This is a genomic window from Mycolicibacterium rhodesiae, from assembly GCF_002086695.1.
In the GTDB taxonomy this organism is placed as follows: domain Bacteria; phylum Actinomycetota; class Actinomycetes; order Mycobacteriales; family Mycobacteriaceae; genus Mycobacterium; species Mycobacterium rhodesiae.
In genome coordinates, this window is sequence record NZ_MVIH01000002.1 from 1 (window position 1) to 19,394 (window position 19,394).

Below are 19,394 nucleotides of genomic sequence, written 5' to 3' on the forward strand. Positions count from 1 at the left end.
CCCCCCCCCCCCCCCCCCCCCCCCCCCCCCCCCCCCCCCCCCCCCCCCCCCCCCCCCCCCCCCCCCCCCCCCCCGCCGCCCCCCCCCCCCCCGGGGGGGGGCCCGCGGGGTCCTGGGCGTAGGCCAGGCCGACGGTGGACGCGTCGTAGCGAGGTGCCGTCGCGGAGGCCAATGCGGCGCCGCGGGCCAGCGCGAGTTCGGCTTCGTCGGGAGCGTGCACCGGCAGCGCTGTGCCCAGTGTGAGCTGGGATTTGACCGCCGCGACGTCGACGCCGGAGCCGAGCACGAACACACCCTGCGGCGGTTCGGCGATGGCCTCCAGGCCGGCGATCATGCGCTGCAGTTCGGCGACCGCGTCCTGAGCATGCAGGTGTTCGGTCTGCACCTTGACGATATCGCCGGTCGCGGTGTCGACCACCGAGACGGTGGCGGTGTCGCGCTCCAGGAACATCAGGGCTGTGCGGTCGTAGCCGACGGTCTGGCCGACGGCCTGCGCCAGCGCACCGGCGGCGTGCAGTTCGGACACCAGGACGACGTCGTCGATCTTGCGGGCCGCGAGGGCGTCGCGCAGTCCGGCCGCCGCCGCGTGGTCGGTCCACGTGACGCCAGTCGACACCAGACGGTGTCCGCCTTCGGCGGCGCTTTCCCGGGTACCGAGAATGGCCGCAACCACTTGCTCGGCAGCGGTTGCTGCACCTTCGCCGGTCTGGATGTCGAAGGCATCGTGATCGACGGTCACGCCGTCGGCTTTCTCGCCTTCGACCAGCACCATGCGCACCGTCGTCGGCGTCATGGACACACCGAGTGCGATGTCCACTACCCCTCCAAGGTTGTTTGCTGGATCTCCCCGACCCGTTACTGCGCTCCACCTGGCTAGAGCCGCTCAACCGTAGAGTTCATCGCCGCAGCTAGCGGCGTTGTTACAGCCAAACGGATTAGCTGGTGGGCGGTGCCTGACCCTGGAGCTTTGAGGTTACGCGCCTGCCTCGGACTGAAGAAAGTTCTGATACGAGCGCGACGGAGTGGGGCCGCGTTGCCCCTGGTATTTGGAGCCGACGCTGGCGCTGCCGTAGGGATTTTCGGCGGGGCTGGTCAGACGCAGCAGGCACAGCTGGCCGATTTTCATGCCTGGCCACAGCGTGATGGGCAGGTTCGCGACGTTCGACAGTTCCAGGGTGATGTGCCCGGAGAAGCCGGGGTCGATGAAGCCTGCGGTGGAGTGCGTCAGCAGGCCGAGACGGCCCAGCGACGACTTGCCTTCGAGCCGGCCCGCGAGGTCGTCGGGCAGGGTGCAGCACTCCAGCGTCGAGCCGAGCACGAACTCACCGGGGTGCAGGACGAACGGCTCGCCCTTGTCGGGCTCGACCAGGCTGGTCAGCTCGTCCTGCTGCTTGGCGGGGTCGATGTGGGTGTAGCGGGTGTTGTTGAACACCCGGAACAGGCTGTCCAGCCGGACGTCGACGCTCGACGGTTGCACCAGGGCGTCGTCGAACGGGTCGATGCCCAGTCGACCGTCGTTGATGGCGGCGCGGATATCGCGATCGGAGAGCAGCACGCGACGAGCGTAGCGGCGGATCAGTTGATCGTGATCGTGACAGCGTCAGGCGGCAGCGAATTGTTGAGAATGAGGACCGAGCTCTGGCCGTTCACATCGTCGTAGGGGAAGCCGTAGTTCTTCCCGTCGAGGCCCAGTTCGTGGAAGACCTGCGCGTAGGAGTTGTATTTCGTATCGGCCGGGTAGTACGCCGCGACATTGCCCCACTGGTCCGGCGAGGCGGCGACGCCGCGGTTGAAGGCGGCGTCGAGTTGAGCGAGGAAGGCGCCCTGCTCGTGGGTGCCGACGAAGGGGCCGTCACCGGCGAAGACCTGCGCTGTCGTCGGCCTGTCCATCACGTAGTTACCCGAGACGCCGGCCGGGTTGAGCGCAGTGACGGTGTAGGCGAACTGGTCGTTGGCGTTGATTTGGCCGGTCACGGTGTAGCTGCCCGGCGAGGTGAACGTGAACGACTCGGTCTTGTATGTGGTCCAGAAGTCGTTGACCGGCTCGTCGAGGTAGTGCGCCAGTGCCCCGGGCTGCACCGAGCGGGGCGACGCGATGCGCAACGGATTGCCCTGGCCGTCGTTGATGACGAGCTGCTGGAATTCGGTCGGTACCGAGTTCTGATAGGTGGTGAACACCTGATTCCGCGTGGCGGTGGTACCGCGGGTGTCGGAGAAGGAGCCCTGGGTGAGGGTGAAGCTCAGCGGCAGCCCGAACTGGTCCACCTGGGTGGTGTTGCCGCCGAAGGGCACTCCGCCGTACTGGAAGGTGAATTCGAACCAGTCGTAGACGGTGCCGTAGTTGGGGTTGGTGACGCCGACGGGGTCGGGCACCGTCCAGCCCGAATTATCTTGGTTGATACCGATATACAGCGGTTGGGCGACCGACACGTAGATCCGGGCACCCTGCAAGTCCGGCGGCATCCGCAGGTTAGCGGCCTGGCCGAGGGTGTACGACATGTTCGCGTAGTTCACCCCGTCCTTGACCAAGTGGCCGGGCGCATTGGCGTCGTCGTGGTTGATCGCGTGCGTCGTTCCGTTCTGGTCCACCCAGGCCCAGTGATCCTTGGAGGTCTGGCCGAGCACAGTGACGTAGATCTGCCCGCTGTCGTACGACGAGTTGTTGACGAAGTCGACTGGGAAGGTGCCCGCGCTGTACGGCTCGACGGACATGGTGACGGTGCCGGTCGCGGTGTGGCCGCTGGACCCGAGCAGACCGAAGCTCAGCAGGTTGATCAGGCCGGACAGGCCGTGGATGTGCGGGCCGCTCCAGAAATCGGAGGTGGTGAGCTGGAAGGTGTCGGTGTAGGGATCGGTGCCGTTCCAGCCGGTCGGGGCGGTGTAGGTGGCCTGGGAGCCGGAGATCTTCAGGGTGCCGCCGCCGGTGCCGGTTCCGTGGACCGCATAGGTCAGTCGGCGACCGTCGGTGTCGACGCCCCCAAGTTGGAACGGGTCACTGGTTTCGCCGGGATCGAGCGCTTCGGATCTGGTCTGAGACGGGAACGTCGGAGTAACGGCTTCGAACGTGCGTTGAAACCAATTGCGTTGGGCTGCTTGGACGGAACGCAGCACGTCGACGGTGGGCGCCGGTTTGACGCGGGCCGGGCCGGTACGCGCTTTGGGTGTGGCCGAAGTGGGGCGCCGGACGGTTCGGGCGCTGGACGCCGTTGCTTTTGCCTGGGAGGGCCGCGAACTGCTCGTCGTGTCGGAGTTCGAGGTTTCGGCGTGGCCGGTCGCGGGGTTGGCCAGCAATGCGATGCCGATACCGGCGGCCACGGCGGATGCTCCGACCCAACCGACGAGCGCGGCATACTTCATGAGGTTCCGTTCGACGTAGCTGGCTGCGCCATACTATGCCGATATCTAGCGCTATCTCAGCCGATTGGCAGCTTTTCTTCCGATTCCTGCCCGGCGCTCAGCACTTTGCTATCCCGGCCGCGCCGTCTCCTGTCACACGGCAGCTGCCCATGGTGCTAACGTCTGTGTCCATCGCCGATGTAGTTCAATGGCAGAACATCAGCTTCCCAAGCTGAATACGCGGGTTCGATTCCCGTCATCGGCTCCACGACACCGGCAGCACTGAGCAGCGCGACCCGAGCCCGTCAGTGCAGTCGAGCGCTGCTGCCCAGTCCGATCTCGAGGACACTTCCGGTGACGACGCCGGGGTCGGTGACCAGATAGAGCAACGCGCGGCTGACATCTTCGGGCTCGATCCACGGCTGCGGAATCGGATTGGCCCGCATCATCCGCTGTACCAGTTCGTCAGGAACACCGTCGCTGTCCACTGGCTGCACCATCGGAGTGTGCACGGTGGTCGGGCAGATGACGTTGACGGTGATGCCGTCCTTGGCGACCTCCAGCGCCACCGACTTGGCCAGCCCGATCACGCCCCACTTGGTGGCGTTGTACGCCCCGAGTTCTGGGATGCCCATGCGGCCGCCCATCGACGAGGTCACCACGATCCGGCCAAAACGCTGCTGGCGCATCACCGGTAAGGCAGCCCGCAGGATGTGGAACACGCCCGTCAGATTGGTGTCCATGAGTTGCGACCACGCCTCGTCGGTCACCTCGTCGAGCACTCCGGTGCTCACTACGCCCGCGTTGGCCACCAGAATGTCGAGGCCGCCCAGGCCGCGGACGGTTTCCTCGATGGCGGCGTTCACCGCGTCGGCGTCGCGGACATCCGTCGCGATCGGAAGGCACAGCACGCCAAGCTCTTCGACGTCCTTGGCGGTCGCGCGCAGATCTTCCTCCGTGGCCAGTGGATAGGTCAGGTTCATCGGGCGGGGCGCGTCGGCGAGGGCGATGTTCGCGCCTTCCGCCGCCAGCGCCAGAGCGTGCGCGCGTCCTTGGCCACGCGCGCCCCCGGTGATGAACGCGACGCGACCGTCCAGGGCACCCATGGACAGTGAGCCTAACCGCCTGTGCGGAGCGGAGATCACCAGTCAGATGATCGTGGGCTCCCCCGTGCCGCCGTTCAGTTCGCGATCTGGGCGCCGTCCGGGAAATCCGTGGAGCGCGATACATCGGCCCACGCCGCAATCTCCTCGTCCACCGCGGCACGCCCATTCGTCACCAGCCGTAGGGCGTCGGAGCCGAGGATCAGGTGCGCAGGCGGATTCGGGGAGTCGATGACGGTCAACAGGGCGCGCCCGGCTTTGGCGGGATCACCCAGTTGGTTGCCGCTGGCCGCGATTCGGTTGGCGCGTACGGGATCCATCAGCTCGTCGTAGTCACTGATGCTGCGTTGCGTCCGGACCATGGACCGGCCCGCCCAATCGGTGCGGAAGGAGCCGGGTTCGACGGCGGTGACGTGGATCCCGAGTGCCTTGACCTCTTTGCCGACGGTTTCGAGGATGCCTTCGAGGGCGTGCTTACTGCCGTGGTAGTAAGCCAATCCCGGAACGGTCATCAACCCGCCCATCGAGGTGACGCCGAAGATGTGCCCCGACCGACGTCGACGCATGTGCGGTAGCACTGCCTTGACGGTCGCAACAGCACCAAACACGTTGGCGTCGAACTGCGCTCGCAATTCAGACATGGAGGACTCCTCGAAGACTCCTTCGTGTCCGTAGCCCGCATTTGCGATCGCGACGTCGATGGGACCGACGGTGGCTTCAATATCGTCAACGACGGCGAATACGGCGTCGTCGTCGGTCACGTCGAGCTTTCGGGCGATCGCCCGTCCCGGTGCCATAGCGCTGAAGGCATCCGCGTCCGCCGACTTCCGGACCGTGCCGACGACGGAATGGCCGTCGTCGAGCGCCGCTTGGGCGAAGGCACGTCCCAGCCCCGAGCTGACGCCGGTGATGAAGAAGATCCGGTGGTGGTGTGGTGACATAGCTCGAATCTACATGACGTTGAATAAACTCGACACTGTGTAGACTTTTGTCAGCGGCCTGTAGAGTCCGATCATGGCTGGACAGAAGGAGCGCTCAACCAGGCGCCGGGCCTCACCGTCAAAGGGAGACCAGCGCGAGCTCGCGATTCTCGACGCGGCGGAACGTCAGCTCACCGAGGACGGCCTGGAACGTATGACCGTTGAGACCATCGCAACGGCGGCCGGCATCACCCGCGGTGCCCTGTACTTCTACTTCGGCTCGAAGAACGACGTCCTTGCGGCCTTGGTGGGTAGGACCGCGACCAGCGTGGTGCAGGCTGTCGACCGCGCCAAGACCCACACACCCGAGGATCCGCGAGAAGCCCTGCGCGAAGCCGTAACTCAGACGGCAAGGATGTGGACCGAGCACGGCGCCGTCATGAAGGTGGCCGTGGAGTTGGCGCCTGTTGTCCCGGAGATCGAGGCATCGTGGCAGGCAGCGGTCTCGGCCACAGGCGATGCAACGCGCGGGTTGTTGGTCAAAGCCGGTGTACCCGACGACGACACCCCGCTAGGTGCGGCCGCCATCAGCGCTGCCCTGGTGTCAATGACCGAGCGGCACTTCTACGCAGCAGCCAAGCGCAAGGGCGCACTGAACGATGCGGCCAAGACGTTGACCCACGTGTGGCTCGCCGTGCTACCCCGTTGAACCCGATCAGTACGACAGTTCGCGGGACCGCCCTACGTCAGCACGACCGGCGCGTGGCCTCTCGAAGACCCACGTAGACCAACCAACCGCTCATACACAGCAGCTGCAGCCGCTGAGCCATCCCCAAGGCACCGCCGCGGTCGGAGCTGGCCAGAAAAACGCTGACCACCGTCGATACCGTCGTCAGGGCAAGTCCGGCCAAAACCCACAGTCCGAACCGGCGCACCCACCGGCCGATGTGTTCCGCTGAATCCACGCGCAGGAACGCGATCAGTGAAATCAGCGCTGCGGCAACAGCTATCACGCTGCTCACGGTGTGCAGCTGATGGGAAAGGGGCACCGCGCCGGCCGCTTCCCTTGCAGCACAGGCGGGATCGACATGCGGCGCACACGACATCGCCCACGCACTGTCAAGTGCGGTGGCGACGGCGAACATCGCCAACGCGGCCCAGGCAAGCGCGGCCATACCGCCGCGAACGCGCCCGCCCACCACTCTGACGATCACGCCGAACCCGATGACGGCAGCGGTCGCGAAGTCTGCCGCTCGCAAGATTCCACTCAGCGGCTGGTCGACGGCGATGAGTTCGCTCACGTAATCGCTTGCCTGCGCAGGCCCCGAGTCGACGAACATCGTGATGATCCAGCTGCCGTAGAGCACGGCGCCCACGAAAAACGCTGCGGCCGCGATATGTGAGCTTCGCGGCGGTCGCACCTGGCCAGGCTAGGTGATTTTCACCAAGGCACCTCAGGTTTGCGGACACGGGCGCAAGCGAGCGTCAGCCGCCAGCGGCCAAGCTCCGTTCGACACCTTCCACCGCAATCGCCGCCAGATCCGCCGCCGACACGTCACGCGCCGTCGAGAAGGCCATCAGAGCGCTGCCGCGCAGGAGCCCGATGATCGCGACGGCGGCAGTCTGAGGGTCTGCGTCGGGTCGGATGGACCCGTCCTCGATCCCGTCGACGATGTACTGCGCGAGGACTTCCCGGAACTGTGCGTCGCGCTCGGCGAAGAGCGCAGCCAGCGACGGTTCGGCACCCGCGGATTCGGTCCACAGTTTCAGGAACGCTTCCGAGCGCGGCGAGCGCTCGTGCAGGCCACCCAAGTAGGCCCCGACGAAATCCGTCAGCCGGCTGAGCCCGGTCGCCGAGTCGGCCGGCACGTCGAACGTCTGGGTGTACTTGATCAGCTCCTCGAGCAACTGCGCCTTGCCGCCGAAGTGATGGTGGACGATGCCGCGGCTGTAGCCGGCGGCCTCGCCGACGGCCGCCAACGACACCGCGCGCGATCCGTGCGCTGCGACCAACGATGTCGCCGCCTGCAGCACGCGCTTCCGGGCATCTTCGCGGCGTTCGGCCTGTGTTCGGCGGGCCGCGCGCAACTGTTCCATGCCTGGTCATCCTGCCTGAGGCCGTACTTGTCGGTGTCCGCGAGTAACTTGCGTGTTGTTCAGCAAGTAACTTACCAAGGAGAAGACAATGTCTGTTCTCGACGCGTCCGCACTCGAGCACTTCGTCGCGGCCGATCCCGATGCGCCGGTGGTGATGCTCAACCTCGTGCGGTTCGCGCCCGGCGGTGCTGACAAGTACTCGCAGTACATCGAGCACTTCAGCAGCTCCGGCATCAAAGAGCGCTACGGCGTGACGATCGTGTACGGCGGGGCCGGGCATCCGTCGCTCGTAGCCGACGCGGGTGGCGACTGGGACCTGGTGGCCCTGTTCCGCTACCCCAGCCGGCGGCACTTCGTCGACATGGTCAACGATCCGGACTACCAAGCGTTCGAGCATCTGCGGGCGGAGGCCGTCGCCACCGCCGTTCTACAGCCGACCACGCCTGCGCTGTAGCCGCACTCAGTGCGTGAAGAATTCGATGATCTGCACCTGAAGCTCACCGACCACGCCACCGAGTACCGCGCCGACCGCGATCATCAAAGGCTCGTCGTCCTTGAACACCGGACGCAGGATCGACTCGTACTCTTCCTCGGTCAGTTGACTCATCTTGTCGATGACGACCTGCTCGAGGTTCAACGCGTTCGCCGCGTACTCCTGCGCCTCGAGCAGGGTGTCCGGCAGCCGCTCCAACACCAGGGTGACGACGCGGTCCTTCAGCGCCCGATATCGCTTGGTACCGACCGCCAGCGTGACCATCGGCCGCGCAACGCCGGTCTGGGCGTCGATGGCGGCGTCGATTTCCTTGGCGGCCAACGCGAAGAGTTTGTCCGAGCCGGGGCCTTTGATGATCGCGTCGAACATGAGCTCGGGCGAGAACAGGTCGTCGGCCAAGATCTTGGCGTAGTCCCGGGTGATCTTGTCGCGCTCGGCGTGCAGCAACCCCTGAAAGGGGATGATTCCGAGGAACTTTCGCGGGTGCATCGGGCGGAAGAGCATGTTCAACGCGATGTAATCACTGATGAAACCGACCGCGAACCCGAACGCCGGCATGATCCACGGGTTCTTGAACAGCGCCCACGCCACCATCTGGACCAGACCGATCACCAGACCGAAGTAGATGCCGCTGCGTCGCACGAACGCCATGGCGTCGGTGGTGACACTGCGCATCAGCTTGACGAGCTTCTCCTTGTTGCGCACCAGCGTTGTGACCGCCATGAAGTGCAGATCGAGGTAGCGCGGAAGGTCGGCCTTCATCTCGGTCAGCATGTTCTCGACGATCTGGGGCGCCTGCTTGTGCATCCGCTCCTGGATCCCGCGTCGGGCGGATTCCGGCAGCGCGTCCCACAGGCCCGGGCGGATCTCGTTGGCAAGGTCGCGGGAGATGTCGTCGATTGCTGCTGCGAGCGGGCCGCGCAGCGCGTCGACTGCTTCGTTGGCGTCGATGCGGTCCAGCAGCTCTTCGGGTTTCAGCAGGTTGGACGTCAGCAGGTCGATGGTCTTCGAGCCGACCTTGCCCGCCCGCCGAGGCACGATGCCCTGCCACCCGAACGGGCCCCACCCCCTGAACTCGATCGGGCGATAGAGCATTTCGAGTGCCACGATCTTCGTGCTCCACCCGACGAATGCCGCGACGAACGGCATCGACAGGTACACCATCCAATAGGAACTGAAGTCGGCCTTGATCTCGGTCCAGCTGGAGATAGCCAGCACCGATACTGAGCTCACTGACCGAGTTCCCCTGTGGCGGCCGCCCACAGCGACGCACCGAGCGGCGAGAGCGTCAGCGTCGACTTCTCGACCTTGGCGGCCAGCGGACCGCGCGACGCGCTCTTGATGGCGGCGAGCACCGACGTCTCGGCCATCAGCACCTCGTATTCCGTGGCCAGCGAAGGGTCCTCGGGACCGGCCTGCACGAGACCGAGCGACAGCAGGTGGCTGACGTACTGCGGAACCATCTGTGGCAGAGCCACATTCGCGGTACGTCCGACTAGAGAGGCATTCTCCAAGGCCGCACGCCCCGGGACACGCGGACTGAGCCAGTTGTACACGTTCACCATCGGCGACGACGACCCGTCTGACAGAGCGCCCAGGATGCGCGCTTCATCGGCGACGAGCTGATCTAGCAGGTGGTGGTAGAGCTCGACCTGGCTCCCCTTGGTGTTCTGGTCGAGTGCGCGGTCCAACAGCCGGCCCATCTTCCCGGACAGCGAGTCCGGGTCTGGCGTTGATGCCTCCGACACGGCCTCGGCGGCGGCGTCATCGGGTGCTTCGGCGGGGTCCAGCGAATCGAGTCCGTGCCGGATAGCACCGACGACTTGTTCCTCAGCCCAGCTGTAGACATCGAGACCCACACGTGCGGCGTCCACCGCACGCCCGATCAGTCCCCGCGGGTCATATGAGAAAGCCATCCGCAGAAAATAGCCCGCCGCGTGTCCCGGGTGACGCAGACCGGGATGATCGCGAGCCGAGCGGCTCTTCGCGCGGGCTTGATCCGCCTACCTACTAGAAGGTAGGCTCCTGAACATGTCCACTCCGACCACCACTTCCGACGCGATCCTGCGGTGCGCGCACTCGTCGATCGTTGCCGGCGGATACAGCGGCTTCAGTTACGCCGACATCGCGGCGGTCGTGGGAATCCGGAAGGCCAGCATTCACCATCACTTCCCGACCAAGTCCGACCTTGTACGCACGCTGGTCAAGCAGTATCGGGAGCAGGCCGAAGCGGGCCTCGCCGCAATGGAGCGCGATGCATCGGATGCGCTCGAACAACTTCGGGCGTTCACCGGCTTCTGGGAGGCGTGCATCGGCGCACCGGAGACCAGCTACTGCCTCTGCGCGCTGCTCGCCACCCAGATCCCCGTGCTCCCCGACGAGATCGTGCTCGAACTGCGCGCATACTTCCGCACCCTGTCCGCATGGCTGGAGTCCGCACTGGAACGCGGTGTGCAGGAGGGGATCATCACGCTGAGCGGTAGCCCACACGCCGAAGCCGAGGCACTGATGGCGACGGTCCACGGGGCCATGTCGTCGGCGCGGGCCTACGGCGAGCCCGAGGTTTTCGCCGCGATCACCCGGCCCGCCATCGACCGCTTGCGATCGGCTTCACCCAACAGATAGCCGCCACTACAAGTTTCGACAGGTAAGCGTCGCAGCTCCGAGCCGCAACAGTGACGGCCTCGGTTGATCTGCCATGCGCGGATCTCGGCGCGAGCAGAGCCAGGGCATCCCCTGCGCTCTAGTCGCTCGTGCCTTCACCCGAACGAAGGTTGAAGAAATGACCGAGACAGTCGACCACGTCCGAGAGCACGCCGCCCCCGGAGGCCACACGTGGCTCGAGCGTTACTACTACGCGCGTGCCGCATTCTCCATCGCATGGGTCGGCGCCGCCGTCACCCTGGCCGACAGTTCCACCGTTGTCATCGCAACACTGCTCCTGATCTACCCGGCGTGGGACGCGGTAGCCAATCTCATTGACGGGCAACGCAACGGCGGCTTACGGCGCAATCCGACACAAGCGGTCAACTCGGTAGTCAGCGTCGCGACCACCGTCGCCGTCGCGATCGCCCTGACCTCGAGCATGAACGCCGTGTTCGGCGTGTTCGGCATCTGGGCGGCGATGTCTGGACTCCTCCAACTGAGCACCGGCGTGCGTCGCTGGAAAGATGCAGGCGGACAGTGGCCGATGGTTATCAGTGGAATCCAGTCGGCAGTTGCAGGCGCCAGTTTCCTCGTGCAAGCAGCCTCCACCGAGGTGCCCCACCTGACTGCCATTGCCCCGTACGCCGCCTTCGGCGCGTTCTACTTCCTGCTCTCCGCGGTAGTCCTGACCGTCGGTCATCGCCGCCGTCGCCGCTCCTGACCATCGCCGCAACCAGATTCACGAGGAGATGCAATCGATGAGCTTCGACGAGACATATGACTATGTCGTGGTCGGCGCAGGCTCGGCAGGCTGTGTGCTGGCCGCCCGCCTCGCGGAAGACCCGGCCGTGTCGGTGCTGTTACTGGAATCTGGTGGGGCCGATGACAAGCCCGAGTTGTCCACTCCATCCGTGTGGCCGTCGCTGTGGGGAACCGATGTGGACTACGCGTATCGCACCGCGCCGCAACCAGGCACCGACGGCGTCGCACACCTGTGGCCGCGTGGCCACACGGTCGGCGGCAGCAGCAGTATCAACGCGATGGTCCATCTGAGAGGTCATCCCAACGACTTCGCCACGTGGTACGAATCCGGTTGCACAGGATGGGATTACGATGCGGTGCTGCCGTTCTTCAAGCGAATGGAGACCGTCGCGGGCGGAGACCCGCGCTACCGCGGCGTGGACGGACCGATGCGCCCGGCCCCTGCCGCGCACCCCAATCCGCTGTCGCGCGCATTCCTCGACGCCGCCCGGTCTGCGGGTTATCCCCTGACCGAGGACTTCAGCGGGGCCACGCCCGAGGGTGCGGGGTGGCACGACCTCGCGATCCACGAGGGCATGCGTCAGAGCGCCGCGACCGCGTACCTGCACCCGATCCGTAAGCACAGATCAAATCTGGTCGTGTCGACGGGGTCACGCGCACGCCGCCTCGTCCTCTCCGGAAGTCGTTGCACCGGGGTGGAGTTCACCCGCGAAGGCCGGCCGGTGACCGCCGGTGCAACCACCGAGGTGGTGTTGAGCGCGGGCGCGGTGGACTCGCCCCGACTGCTGCTGCTATCCGGCGTGGGTCCCGCTGCCGAACTGGAAGCCGTCGGGCTACGAGTCCTTCACGATCTGCCCGGCGTGGGACGCAACCTGCACGATCATCCGCTGTGCGGAGTGGTCTACCAGGCGTCCCGCGCAATCCCGGCCGGGTGCGCCAATCTTGCCGAAGCCTCGATGCTGTGGCGCAGCGAAGCATCACTGAGTGGCCCCGACATGCAGCTGATGTTCATTCATGTGCCCTTTCATCCGCCGCACCTGACCGCGCCGGTGAACAGCTTCACGATCGCGGTCGCCACCATTCCGACAGCGCGCGGGTCGGTGCGTCTCGCGGGGCCGGATCCAGCGACGCCGCCGCTCATCGACCCGAACTATCTCGGTACGGACGCCGACGTGCAGCGGATGATGCACGGCGTGCAAGTGGCCCGAGAGATCGCGAACGACAAGGCGTTCGACCACTGGCGCGCCCGGGAAGTGCTGCCGGGTCCCGACGTCGAGAGCCAGTCGGGGCTGCGCGATTACCTGGCCCGCGCGACAGGCACCTACTACCACCCCGTGGGCACCTGCGCCATGGGCATCGGACCCGAAGCGGTAGTGGGCCCGGACCTGCGAGTCCATGGACTGAGCGGTCTGCGTGTCGCCGACGCATCGGTCATGCCGCGTATCGTCGCGACGAACACGAACGCGACAACCATGATGATTGCCGAAAAGGCCGCCGCGCTGATCAGGAACTTCTGAGACGCACACGCTCGGTCAGCGCATAATCCGTCGATGACGACGATTTCGCGCCTATCTCCAATGGACAAGTTGCTCTGCGGCATCTACCTCGTCCTGGCAATCGCCGCGCTGGTGTTCGCCTTCGGCAACACGATTGCCTACATGCTCAGCGACGGCAACGGCGGCATCACCGGGTTCTTCTCGGCCGGGTACGTCAACTACGCGACCTCGTCGTTGACCAACGACTTGCTGATCGTCGCGCTGGCGGCTGTCGTGCTCATGGTCGCCGAGGGTCGTCGACTCGGGGTCCGCTTCGTGTGGGCCTATGTCGCGGCTGGCTTCTTGATCGCCATCAGCGTGGCGTTCCCGCTCTTCCTGATTGCCAGACAGCTCAAACTCGCCGAGCGAAACAATCTGGCAGCCAACTGAACTCGACCTAACCCGTGAGCTGCTGCTCGTCGAACCGTGTCTCGGGCAAGCCCTGAGTGCCGGCGTCGACGAGGAACACCGCGCCGGCGAGTGGTTCCGTGTCGGGCACGTCAGGCAGAGCCGAGGTGATGGCCAGCGTGCGCAGATCGCTGCCTACGAACATGCAGCTGGTCGGGCGCGACACCGGCACCTCCACTTCACGATCGATCCGGCCGTCCGGCGTATACCGGACGACCCTGCCCCCATCCCATTTCGCCGACCAGACACACCCATCCGCATCGACGGTGAGGCCGTCCGGGTCGGAAGGCTTCACGTCCGTCGCGAAGATTCGTCCGTTGTTGATCTCACCGGCCGACGCGTCGTAATCGAAGACCCGAATCGTCTGGGTAGGCGAATCCGCGTAGTACATCAGCTTGCCGTCCGGCGACCAGCCGAGACCGTTCGAAACAGTGACGCCGTCAAGCTGCACCTGCGGCCGTCCATCCCGAAGGCGATAGAGATGCGCGACGGGCTCGGTCTCGGCGTCGTGCATCGTGCCGAACCACAGAAGCCCGTTACGGTCAGTTTTTCCGTCGTTGCACCGCACGCTCGAGGTGTCCCAACTACCGGTCCACTTCGACTGCCATCCATCACCGTTGTAGGAGTAGAGGCCGTCACGGCAGCCGGCGAGAAGGAGCCCGGACCGGGTTTTCACGACGAAGCCCACTTCGCCGGGCGTAGAGATCGTGGCGACGTCACTGCCGTCCAGGCGAACCCAGTGGATTGAACATCCGGTGCTGTCCACCCAGTAGAAAGTGCCGTCCTCGGCGTCCCACCATGGTCCTTCACCGAGCTCGTCGCGATGGTCTGACAGGACGTCTGGCTTCGGCGGCACTTGGTCTCCCTGCTGGCGGTAGATGCCCGCCCATGTTCCCAGTTCGTCGGCAATCTTTCTTGGCGAGGCTGATCTAAAACCCCCACCACCGGCGCAAATCTGCGAACGTGTCAATAACAGGTCGCTTCTACGGAGGTCGCGAAGATGAACGCTCGGATTCTCCCGGTGTTGGCAGTAGGGCTGTTGCTTGCCGGATGCGGGGGCGGCGGCACTGAGGAGAAGGCCGAATCCTCAGGCGGCTCAGCGGCGTCGGACACCGCGAAGTCCAAGGGCCCCGAGGACACTGCGACGGCGGACGCCGGCGGGAAGATGATCGTCACCTATGACGATGCCACCAGTCCTGAAGCGCAGAACGGCAAAAAGTTGTTGCAGGACAACAAGGTTCTTGAAGACCTTGCCGACGACATCAACCAATCACTGAAACTGCCCCAGGACATCCCCCTGCACGGCTCGCAATGCGACCAGGCGAACGCCTTCTGGAGTCCGAGCCAGAAGACCATCACCATCTGCTACGAGGATGCCGACCTTGGCGAGAAGATCTTCACCAAGGCGGGCGACAAAGACCCCACCGCGTCGGCCATCGGTTCCGAGGACGCCACCTTCTATCACGAGACCGGCCACATGGCGATCACCCTCTACGACCTTCCGATCACCGGCAAGGAAGAAGACGCCGCCGACCAACTGGCCGCGTACATCCTGCTGACGCCCGGCGACAACGGCAAAGTCGATTCCGAGTCGTTGAAGGCCATCACAAACTTCGCCCGGGCTTTCCAAGCGTCGGCCTCTGCGCGCACCGAACTCGGCGCGGCGGATATGGCCGACGTCCACTCACTGGACCAGCAGCGCGTGTACAACCTGCAGTGCTGGATCTACGGGTCCAACCCCGACGCCAACGCCGACATGATCACCGACGGCGGGCTCCCCCAGGAGCGTGCGCAGGGCTGCCCGGACGAGTGGAAGCAGCTCAGCCACGCCTGGTCGACGTTGCTCGACGAGCACTGGAAGTAGCGAGCCCGCGTTAAGTAATCGTCTACTTCAATTTCGCTGATCAGGCGATGTCGCTTGACGGGGCCGCCGAACCGGGCGCACTGTGTGATTCAAGTCATAAGACCGGGGCGAAAGGCGACAACTCGTGACCACCAAAGACATGTACACCCAGGTTCCCGACCCCTACTCGTGGGAGGTCCCCAGCGCCGGCGACGCTCGCTTCACCTGGGAATACGACGAGGGACGGGCCCGACTTCTGTCGCTCTATCAGAAGGGCAAGGACAAGCAGTGGGACGCGCAGTCGCGCATCGACTGGAGCCTGGACGTCGACCCGATGAACCCGGTCGGAATGCCCGACGAGTTCCATCCGCTGTTCGGCAGCCCGGCGTGGGAGTCAGCGGACGAGAAGCGCCGCGCCGAGATGCGCCAGCACAACCAGGCTTGGAACTTCTCGCAGTTCCTGCACGGGGAGCAGGGGGCCATGGTGTGCGCGGCCAAGATCGTCGAGGTGGTCCCCGATTTGGACGCCAAGTTCTACGCCGCCACCCAGACCATGGACGAGGCCCGGCACGTCGAAGCCTTCTCACGATTCCTGCAGGAGAAGATCGGTCTGGTCTATCCGATCAACTCCAACCTTTCCGCTCTGCTGGCAGACACCCTCAGCGACTCACGCTGGGACATGCCGTACCTGGGCATGCAGGTTCTGATCGAAGGCCTGGCGCTCGCAGCGTTCGGGGTGCAGCGCGACCTGGCGCCAGAGGGCTCGCTGGCCAAGCAGTTGCTCGCATATGTCATGCAGGACGAGGCCCGTCACGTCGCCTTCGGACGAATCTCGTTGAAGGACTACTACTCCGAGCTGACCACGGCCGAGCGCGACGACCGTGAGGAATTCGTCGTGGATGCCTGCTATCTGATGCGTGACCGGTTCCGCGGCGAGGAGGTCATGGAGAGGCTGGGTCTCAATGTCAAGGAGTGCGCCGAGTGGGTCGATCATTCGCCGCTGATGATCCAGTTCCGCTCGCACCTGTTCAGCCGCATCGTGCCGATTGTCAAGGACATCGGGCTGTGGGGCGACAAGGTGCAAAAAGCCTTCCGGGACATGGGCGTTCACGACATGGCCGACCTCAACATCGATTCGCTGATGAAGGCCGATGAGGATCAGGCCGAGTCGCTGGACAAGGCGCACGCCGAAATGGCGGCCCGTGCCACTGAGGTCGACGAGGTGATCGCGGCCGGCATGAGCTAGGGCCAGCGCTCCCCCGGTCTGTTACCAGACCCGCACGTAGTCGACGAGCATGTCGGCCGGGTAGGTACCCCCGCGCGGATCGCCACCGCCTGAGCCGCTGACGGCCAGGTTCAGCACCGGGAACATCCGGTAGTCGGGGAAGTTGAACGGCCAGTCGTCGATGGAGTTGGCCGGAACCGTGAAGTACGGCTCGGCGCCGTCGACGTAGTCCTTCCAGAAGTACATTCCCGAGTCGTTCCACGTGACACGCCAGGTATGCCAGTTTCCGTCGATCGGCGTCGGTTGGGTGGCGAAGGAGGTTCCATCCAGACGCGCGTGAACGGTTGTCCCCGAAGGCCATTCACCATTGCCGTACCACTCGGCGAGGTCCACCTCGCCACCGACTTCGGGATGGTCGTTCATCAGCCACCAGGCCGGCCAGCAGCCCGCGGTCAAGCAGTTGAACTTGATCCGGGCTTCCCAGGTGGTCCCGATTCCGCCCCACCAGTTCCCCAAGACCTTGCCGCTGACGTACTTGTTGTTGTCGCGGGTCGCACGGATGACGAGGTTGGAATTGCCGTCCAGAAAGACGTGCTGACGATCGTCGCGGTACTGGCCCATGTTCTCGGGCCGATCCCAGAACACCGGGTTCTTGATGGTCTCGCGCGCCTTGGCGATCCGCCACTTCGAGGGATCGGGAGCCGAGCCTGCCGGCCCGTCGAACTCGTCATGGAAGAGATACGCAGGCGCCGCGGCATTCGGAGCCGGTGCTTGCGGACGGGTGGGCGTGGCACCTGCCGCCGGCATCGGCAGCGCGGCGGCGACCGCGCCGAACCCCGCCATGAGCATCAGGCTGCGACGATCAATTTCTGGCACGGCTAAACCATAGAATGAAATCCTGGCCGGACTCGCAACCGGGGCCGTCACTTCTACTCCCGCTGGCCGAACTCATCGTGAACGGTCGATTTACCTGCGTAAACGACCCGGCCAACATTCGTATACGACCCGCGGGTGTCGCGGCGCGAAGTGTCGCGACCGCGTGTCGCCACGCCGACCACATCCTTACCTCGCCGCTAATTTTCGACAGCTGATTTCGACGGAGACCGGCTCGCGCCGAGCCAGCCTCGCAAACATGCGGTGACCTCGGATTCTGTTCTCGCGGTCCGCAGCCGACGGCTTCCTGCGAGGCTGCTGGGTAACCCCGCCGTTGCGCGAGGGCAAGCATTCGGAACCGCGCCGTTTACCGTTTGGGGTGGCCCTGACCTGCCCGCTCCTCTACGATGCCCTAGAGCTAACGAAGGGTCAGCAAATGGGGTCAAACAAATACGTCGGGTACGTTGGCGGACTCGCGGTTGCGGTCGGGGTGGGCGCGGCTGTTGCCGCAGCAAGCCAAGGCGTAGCAAGCGCAGACACCGGCAAATCGGATTCATCATCGAGCGCGTCAGATTCGGCCAAGCCCAACGCCGGCCCGAAGAAGTCCGCCACCGGCACCACGAAGCGCACCAAGGCGGTGTCGAAGCCCGCCGACAAGATCAGCAGCGCAGCAACTTCCGACTCCAAGCCCGCCGCGTCGGCGCTGAAATCGGTTGCAACCACCGCCGCCGAGTTCGAGGCCGCTCAGGTCACGAAACTCGAAGGGCTGTTCAAGGGCACCGGACATGCCGCGCCCCGACCCGCCGCTGCCGCCGTGACCACCGAAACGACCACGGCGGATGCTGCCGTGACGCCGACGGCTGCCGCAACGCCGACCGCCGCCGCCTCAATCGCGACGGCGTTCTGGAACCCGTTCCGGTGGATGCCGCCCGAGCCGGCACCGCAGGATATGCCCGGCCCGATCTGGACTCTCGAGCAGTCCTTCATGGCGATATTCCCCAACCCCGTAAAGGCAGTCGCCCGTGAGGGATTCGAGCTCGGCTACCGCCTCACCCAGACGATCCCGTGGGTCAACATCATCGTCCCGTTCACCAACATCATCACTGAGCTTCCCGACGCGCTCGCCGGTGACAAGGCAGCCTCCCAGCGCGTCATCAACAACCTGATCGTCACGATCAACCCGATCGCGATTTTGTACTACGGCTACAACGAGGTCGCCGACGTGCTCAACCTGGAAGCACCTGCCCTGCAGTTGCAGTCCTGGTTCATCGGCTCGCTGTGGAACCTGTTCGACCCGTTTGCCTTGCTGCACATCCGCGGTGAGTCCGGGTTGCCGCTGTCGACGACGACCCCACCGCCGGACCAGGTGACCCCCGAGGCGACGGCTACGCTCGCCGCAGCGGTGACCCCGTCGGCCGGCGACATCACCCTGCCGGACATTCAGCTCCCGGACGTGATCAATCCCTTCCCGGCCGACGACCCGAAGCCCTACGGCATGCCGGAGGCGGTATACGGCGCCGAAAAGGCTTTGGTGGCGGCATTTCCCGTCGAAGTACGGCCCGTCGTGCGTGAGCTCTATGAAGCCAGCTGGCGCGTCTCACAGATGGTGCCCGGCCTGAGCGCCGTGGCGCCGATCGCCAACCTGCTGCCTGCGCTCTACCAAGCCTCCCTCGGCCACCGGGACGCAGCACAGAGCGCGATCAATGACGTGCTGCTGACGACCACAGCTCTGTCGATCCTGTACTACGGCTACGACGAACTGGCCGATGTGCTCAATGTCGAAGCGGCGGCCCAGGCGCTCAAGGTACAGATCTACGCGGCGATTTGGGACGAGGCCGACCCCAACGGCTACCTGCACGTGCCGGGTCACTCAGGGTTACAGACCGCCTGATCGAGTCGGGTTCGCCGCGCAGTCGCAAATCGCTAGCGCGGCTTGACAACTAGCGACCGTACCCGCTCCCACTACGGTTTGCTGGTTGTCGCAATCGAAACCGGCACGCCGCGGCGTGATTCCAGCAACCACCGGGCCGGTAACGCTGGCGTTTCATGCCCTCCTGGCCGCGCATTTCTCCAGATGCGGTCGCGCCGTTCTGCCGCCAAGATCTAAGAGTTACGGCAGAGTCTCCTATCACTCGACTCTGTCCGGATGCTGT

Annotated in this window: 20 protein-coding genes and 1 tRNA gene; 10 read left to right on the forward strand and 11 right to left on the reverse strand. The window is 65.1% G+C overall.

What is annotated here, in order from left to right; all coding sequences use genetic code 11:
• From BST42_RS04050 to BST42_RS04060, 3 genes are all read right to left on the reverse strand, one after another.
• A partial coding sequence (locus BST42_RS04050) for a DUF7159 family protein (RefSeq protein ID WP_435406006.1) occupies nt 1-817 on the reverse strand: 817 nt, incomplete at its 3' end.
• Nucleotides 818-973: 156 nt separating this feature from the next.
• A complete protein-coding gene (gene dcd / locus BST42_RS04055) occupies nt 974-1,555 on the reverse strand; it encodes a dCTP deaminase (protein ID WP_036342913.1) in 582 nt (193 codons plus the stop codon).
• A 20-nt stretch (nt 1,556-1,575) separates the two neighbouring features.
• On the reverse strand, nt 1,576-3,357 hold the full coding sequence (locus BST42_RS04060) for a glycoside hydrolase family 64 protein (RefSeq protein ID WP_083117303.1): 1,782 nt from the start codon (nt 3,355-3,357) through the stop codon (nt 1,576-1,578).
• A gap of 173 nt (nt 3,358-3,530) precedes the next feature.
• Here BST42_RS04060 and BST42_RS04065 point away from each other — a divergent pair.
• Nucleotides 3,531-3,604: transfer RNA gene (locus tag BST42_RS04065), tRNA-Gly, on the forward strand.
• A 37-nt stretch (nt 3,605-3,641) separates the two neighbouring features.
• On the opposite strand, the gene BST42_RS04070 is transcribed toward BST42_RS04065, so the two are convergent.
• Together BST42_RS04070 and BST42_RS04075 are read right to left on the reverse strand one after the other, a co-directional pair.
• Nucleotides 3,642-4,442 carry a mycofactocin-coupled SDR family oxidoreductase gene (locus BST42_RS04070; RefSeq protein ID WP_083117304.1) on the reverse strand — a complete coding sequence of 267 codons (801 nt, stop codon included), beginning with the start codon at nt 4,440-4,442 and terminating at the stop codon, nt 3,642-3,644.
• Nucleotides 4,443-4,516: 74 nt separating this feature from the next.
• Nucleotides 4,517-5,380: an oxidoreductase gene (locus tag BST42_RS04075; RefSeq protein WP_083117305.1), complete on the reverse strand. Its 864-nt coding sequence runs from the start codon at nt 5,378-5,380 to the stop codon at nt 4,517-4,519.
• Nucleotides 5,381-5,453: 73 nt separating this feature from the next.
• Here BST42_RS04075 and BST42_RS04080 point away from each other — a divergent pair, with 73 nt between their 5' ends.
• A complete protein-coding gene (locus BST42_RS04080) occupies nt 5,454-6,068 on the forward strand; it encodes a TetR/AcrR family transcriptional regulator (RefSeq protein ID WP_083117306.1) in 615 nt (204 codons plus the stop codon).
• A gap of 37 nt (nt 6,069-6,105) precedes the next feature.
• Here the strand turns inward: BST42_RS04080 and BST42_RS04085 are convergent, their stop codons facing one another.
• On the reverse strand, nt 6,106-6,780 hold the full coding sequence (locus tag BST42_RS04085; protein ID WP_133057410.1) for a DUF998 domain-containing protein: 675 nt from the start codon (nt 6,778-6,780) through the stop codon (nt 6,106-6,108).
• A 64-nt stretch (nt 6,781-6,844) separates the two neighbouring features.
• Nucleotides 6,845-7,456, reverse strand: coding sequence for a TetR/AcrR family transcriptional regulator (locus tag BST42_RS04090; RefSeq protein ID WP_083117308.1), 612 nt, complete (start codon nt 7,454-7,456; stop codon nt 6,845-6,847).
• 88 nt (nt 7,457-7,544) lie between these two features.
• Between BST42_RS04090 and BST42_RS04095 the strand changes: the two genes are divergently transcribed.
• Nucleotides 7,545-7,910, forward strand: a complete 366-nt coding sequence (locus tag BST42_RS04095) for a DUF1330 domain-containing protein (RefSeq protein ID WP_083117309.1) — start codon at nt 7,545-7,547, stop codon at nt 7,908-7,910.
• Nucleotides 7,911-7,916: 6 nt separating this feature from the next.
• Here the strand turns inward: BST42_RS04095 and BST42_RS04100 are convergent, their stop codons facing one another.
• Together BST42_RS04100 and BST42_RS04105 are read right to left on the reverse strand one after the other, a co-directional pair.
• Nucleotides 7,917-9,113 (reverse strand): DUF445 domain-containing protein, encoded by a 1,197-nt coding sequence (locus tag BST42_RS04100; protein WP_276009848.1) that lies wholly within the window; start codon nt 9,111-9,113, stop codon nt 7,917-7,919.
• Between the two features lie 65 nt (nt 9,114-9,178).
• Nucleotides 9,179-9,865, reverse strand: coding sequence for an Abi-alpha family protein (locus BST42_RS04105; protein WP_083117311.1), 687 nt, complete (start codon nt 9,863-9,865; stop codon nt 9,179-9,181).
• 115 nt (nt 9,866-9,980) lie between these two features.
• On the opposite strand from BST42_RS04105, the gene BST42_RS04110 reads away from it, so the two are divergent.
• The 4 genes from BST42_RS04110 (at nt 9,981) to BST42_RS04125 (ending at nt 13,282) form a co-directional block, all read left to right on the forward strand.
• The gene (locus tag BST42_RS04110; protein ID WP_083117312.1) at nt 9,981-10,574 is read left to right on the forward strand and encodes a TetR/AcrR family transcriptional regulator; all 594 of its coding nucleotides are present in this window, start codon (nt 9,981-9,983) and stop codon (nt 10,572-10,574) included.
• A 157-nt stretch (nt 10,575-10,731) separates the two neighbouring features.
• The gene (locus BST42_RS04115) at nt 10,732-11,316 is read left to right on the forward strand and encodes a DUF308 domain-containing protein (protein ID WP_083117313.1); all 585 of its coding nucleotides are present in this window, start codon (nt 10,732-10,734) and stop codon (nt 11,314-11,316) included.
• A gap of 37 nt (nt 11,317-11,353) precedes the next feature.
• Nucleotides 11,354-12,874 carry a GMC family oxidoreductase gene (locus BST42_RS04120; protein ID WP_237159243.1) on the forward strand — a complete coding sequence of 507 codons (1,521 nt, stop codon included), beginning with the start codon at nt 11,354-11,356 and terminating at the stop codon, nt 12,872-12,874.
• Between the two features lie 33 nt (nt 12,875-12,907).
• Nucleotides 12,908-13,282: a DUF2834 domain-containing protein gene (locus tag BST42_RS04125; RefSeq protein ID WP_083117315.1), complete on the forward strand. Its 375-nt coding sequence runs from the start codon at nt 12,908-12,910 to the stop codon at nt 13,280-13,282.
• Between the two features lie 7 nt (nt 13,283-13,289).
• Here the strand turns inward: BST42_RS04125 and BST42_RS04130 are convergent, their stop codons facing one another.
• Complete coding sequence (locus tag BST42_RS04130) at nt 13,290-14,270, reverse strand: SMP-30/gluconolactonase/LRE family protein (protein WP_165760777.1); 981 nt, start codon at nt 14,268-14,270, stop codon at nt 13,290-13,292.
• 30 nt (nt 14,271-14,300) lie between these two features.
• Between BST42_RS04130 and BST42_RS04135 the strand changes: the two genes are divergently transcribed.
• Both BST42_RS04135 and BST42_RS04140 read left to right on the forward strand, forming a co-directional pair.
• Nucleotides 14,301-15,164 carry a DUF4344 domain-containing metallopeptidase gene (locus BST42_RS04135; RefSeq protein WP_083117317.1) on the forward strand — a complete coding sequence of 288 codons (864 nt, stop codon included), beginning with the start codon at nt 14,301-14,303 and terminating at the stop codon, nt 15,162-15,164.
• A gap of 124 nt (nt 15,165-15,288) precedes the next feature.
• The gene (locus BST42_RS04140; RefSeq protein WP_083117318.1) at nt 15,289-16,389 is read left to right on the forward strand and encodes a ferritin-like domain-containing protein; all 1,101 of its coding nucleotides are present in this window, start codon (nt 15,289-15,291) and stop codon (nt 16,387-16,389) included.
• A gap of 21 nt (nt 16,390-16,410) precedes the next feature.
• Here the strand turns inward: BST42_RS04140 and BST42_RS04145 are convergent, their stop codons facing one another.
• Nucleotides 16,411-17,235, reverse strand: coding sequence for a glycoside hydrolase family 16 protein (locus BST42_RS04145; RefSeq protein WP_237159276.1), 825 nt, complete (start codon nt 17,233-17,235; stop codon nt 16,411-16,413).
• A gap of 442 nt (nt 17,236-17,677) precedes the next feature.
• Here BST42_RS04145 and BST42_RS04150 point away from each other — a divergent pair, with 442 nt between their 5' ends.
• Nucleotides 17,678-19,132, forward strand: a complete 1,455-nt coding sequence (locus BST42_RS04150) for a hypothetical protein (protein WP_083117320.1) — start codon at nt 17,678-17,680, stop codon at nt 19,130-19,132.
• Nucleotides 19,133-19,394: the final 262 nt, after the last annotated feature.

Bases quoted from the DNA above. Each gene is read 5' to 3' on its own strand.
- BST42_RS04095 (WP_083117309.1), top strand. From the start codon at position 7,545: ATGTCTGTTCTCGACGCGTCCGCACTCGAGCACTTCGTCGCGGCCGAT.
- BST42_RS04125 (WP_083117315.1), top strand. From the start codon at position 12,908: ATGACGACGATTTCGCGCCTATCTCCAATGGACAAGTTGCTCTGCGGC.
- BST42_RS04150 (WP_083117320.1), top strand. From the start codon at position 17,678: ATGGGGTCAAACAAATACGTCGGGTACGTTGGCGGACTCGCGGTTGCG.
- BST42_RS04120 (WP_237159243.1), top strand. From the start codon at position 11,354: ATGAGCTTCGACGAGACATATGACTATGTCGTGGTCGGCGCAGGCTCG.
- BST42_RS04115 (WP_083117313.1), top strand. From the start codon at position 10,732: ATGACCGAGACAGTCGACCACGTCCGAGAGCACGCCGCCCCCGGAGGC.
- BST42_RS04100 (WP_276009848.1), bottom strand. From the start codon at position 9,113: ATGGTGTACCTGTCGATGCCGTTCGTCGCGGCATTCGTCGGGTGGAGC.
- BST42_RS04070 (WP_083117304.1), bottom strand. From the start codon at position 4,442: ATGGGTGCCCTGGACGGTCGCGTCGCGTTCATCACCGGGGGCGCGCGT.
- BST42_RS04105 (WP_083117311.1), bottom strand. From the start codon at position 9,865: ATGGCTTTCTCATATGACCCGCGGGGACTGATCGGGCGTGCGGTGGAC.
- BST42_RS04075 (WP_083117305.1), bottom strand. From the start codon at position 5,380: ATGTCACCACACCACCACCGGATCTTCTTCATCACCGGCGTCAGCTCG.
- BST42_RS04135 (WP_083117317.1), top strand. From the start codon at position 14,301: ATGAACGCTCGGATTCTCCCGGTGTTGGCAGTAGGGCTGTTGCTTGCC.
- BST42_RS04080 (WP_083117306.1), top strand. From the start codon at position 5,454: ATGGCTGGACAGAAGGAGCGCTCAACCAGGCGCCGGGCCTCACCGTCA.
- BST42_RS04060 (WP_083117303.1), bottom strand. From the start codon at position 3,357: ATGAAGTATGCCGCGCTCGTCGGTTGGGTCGGAGCATCCGCCGTGGCC.
- BST42_RS04110 (WP_083117312.1), top strand. From the start codon at position 9,981: ATGTCCACTCCGACCACCACTTCCGACGCGATCCTGCGGTGCGCGCAC.
- BST42_RS04090 (WP_083117308.1), bottom strand. From the start codon at position 7,456: ATGGAACAGTTGCGCGCGGCCCGCCGAACACAGGCCGAACGCCGCGAA.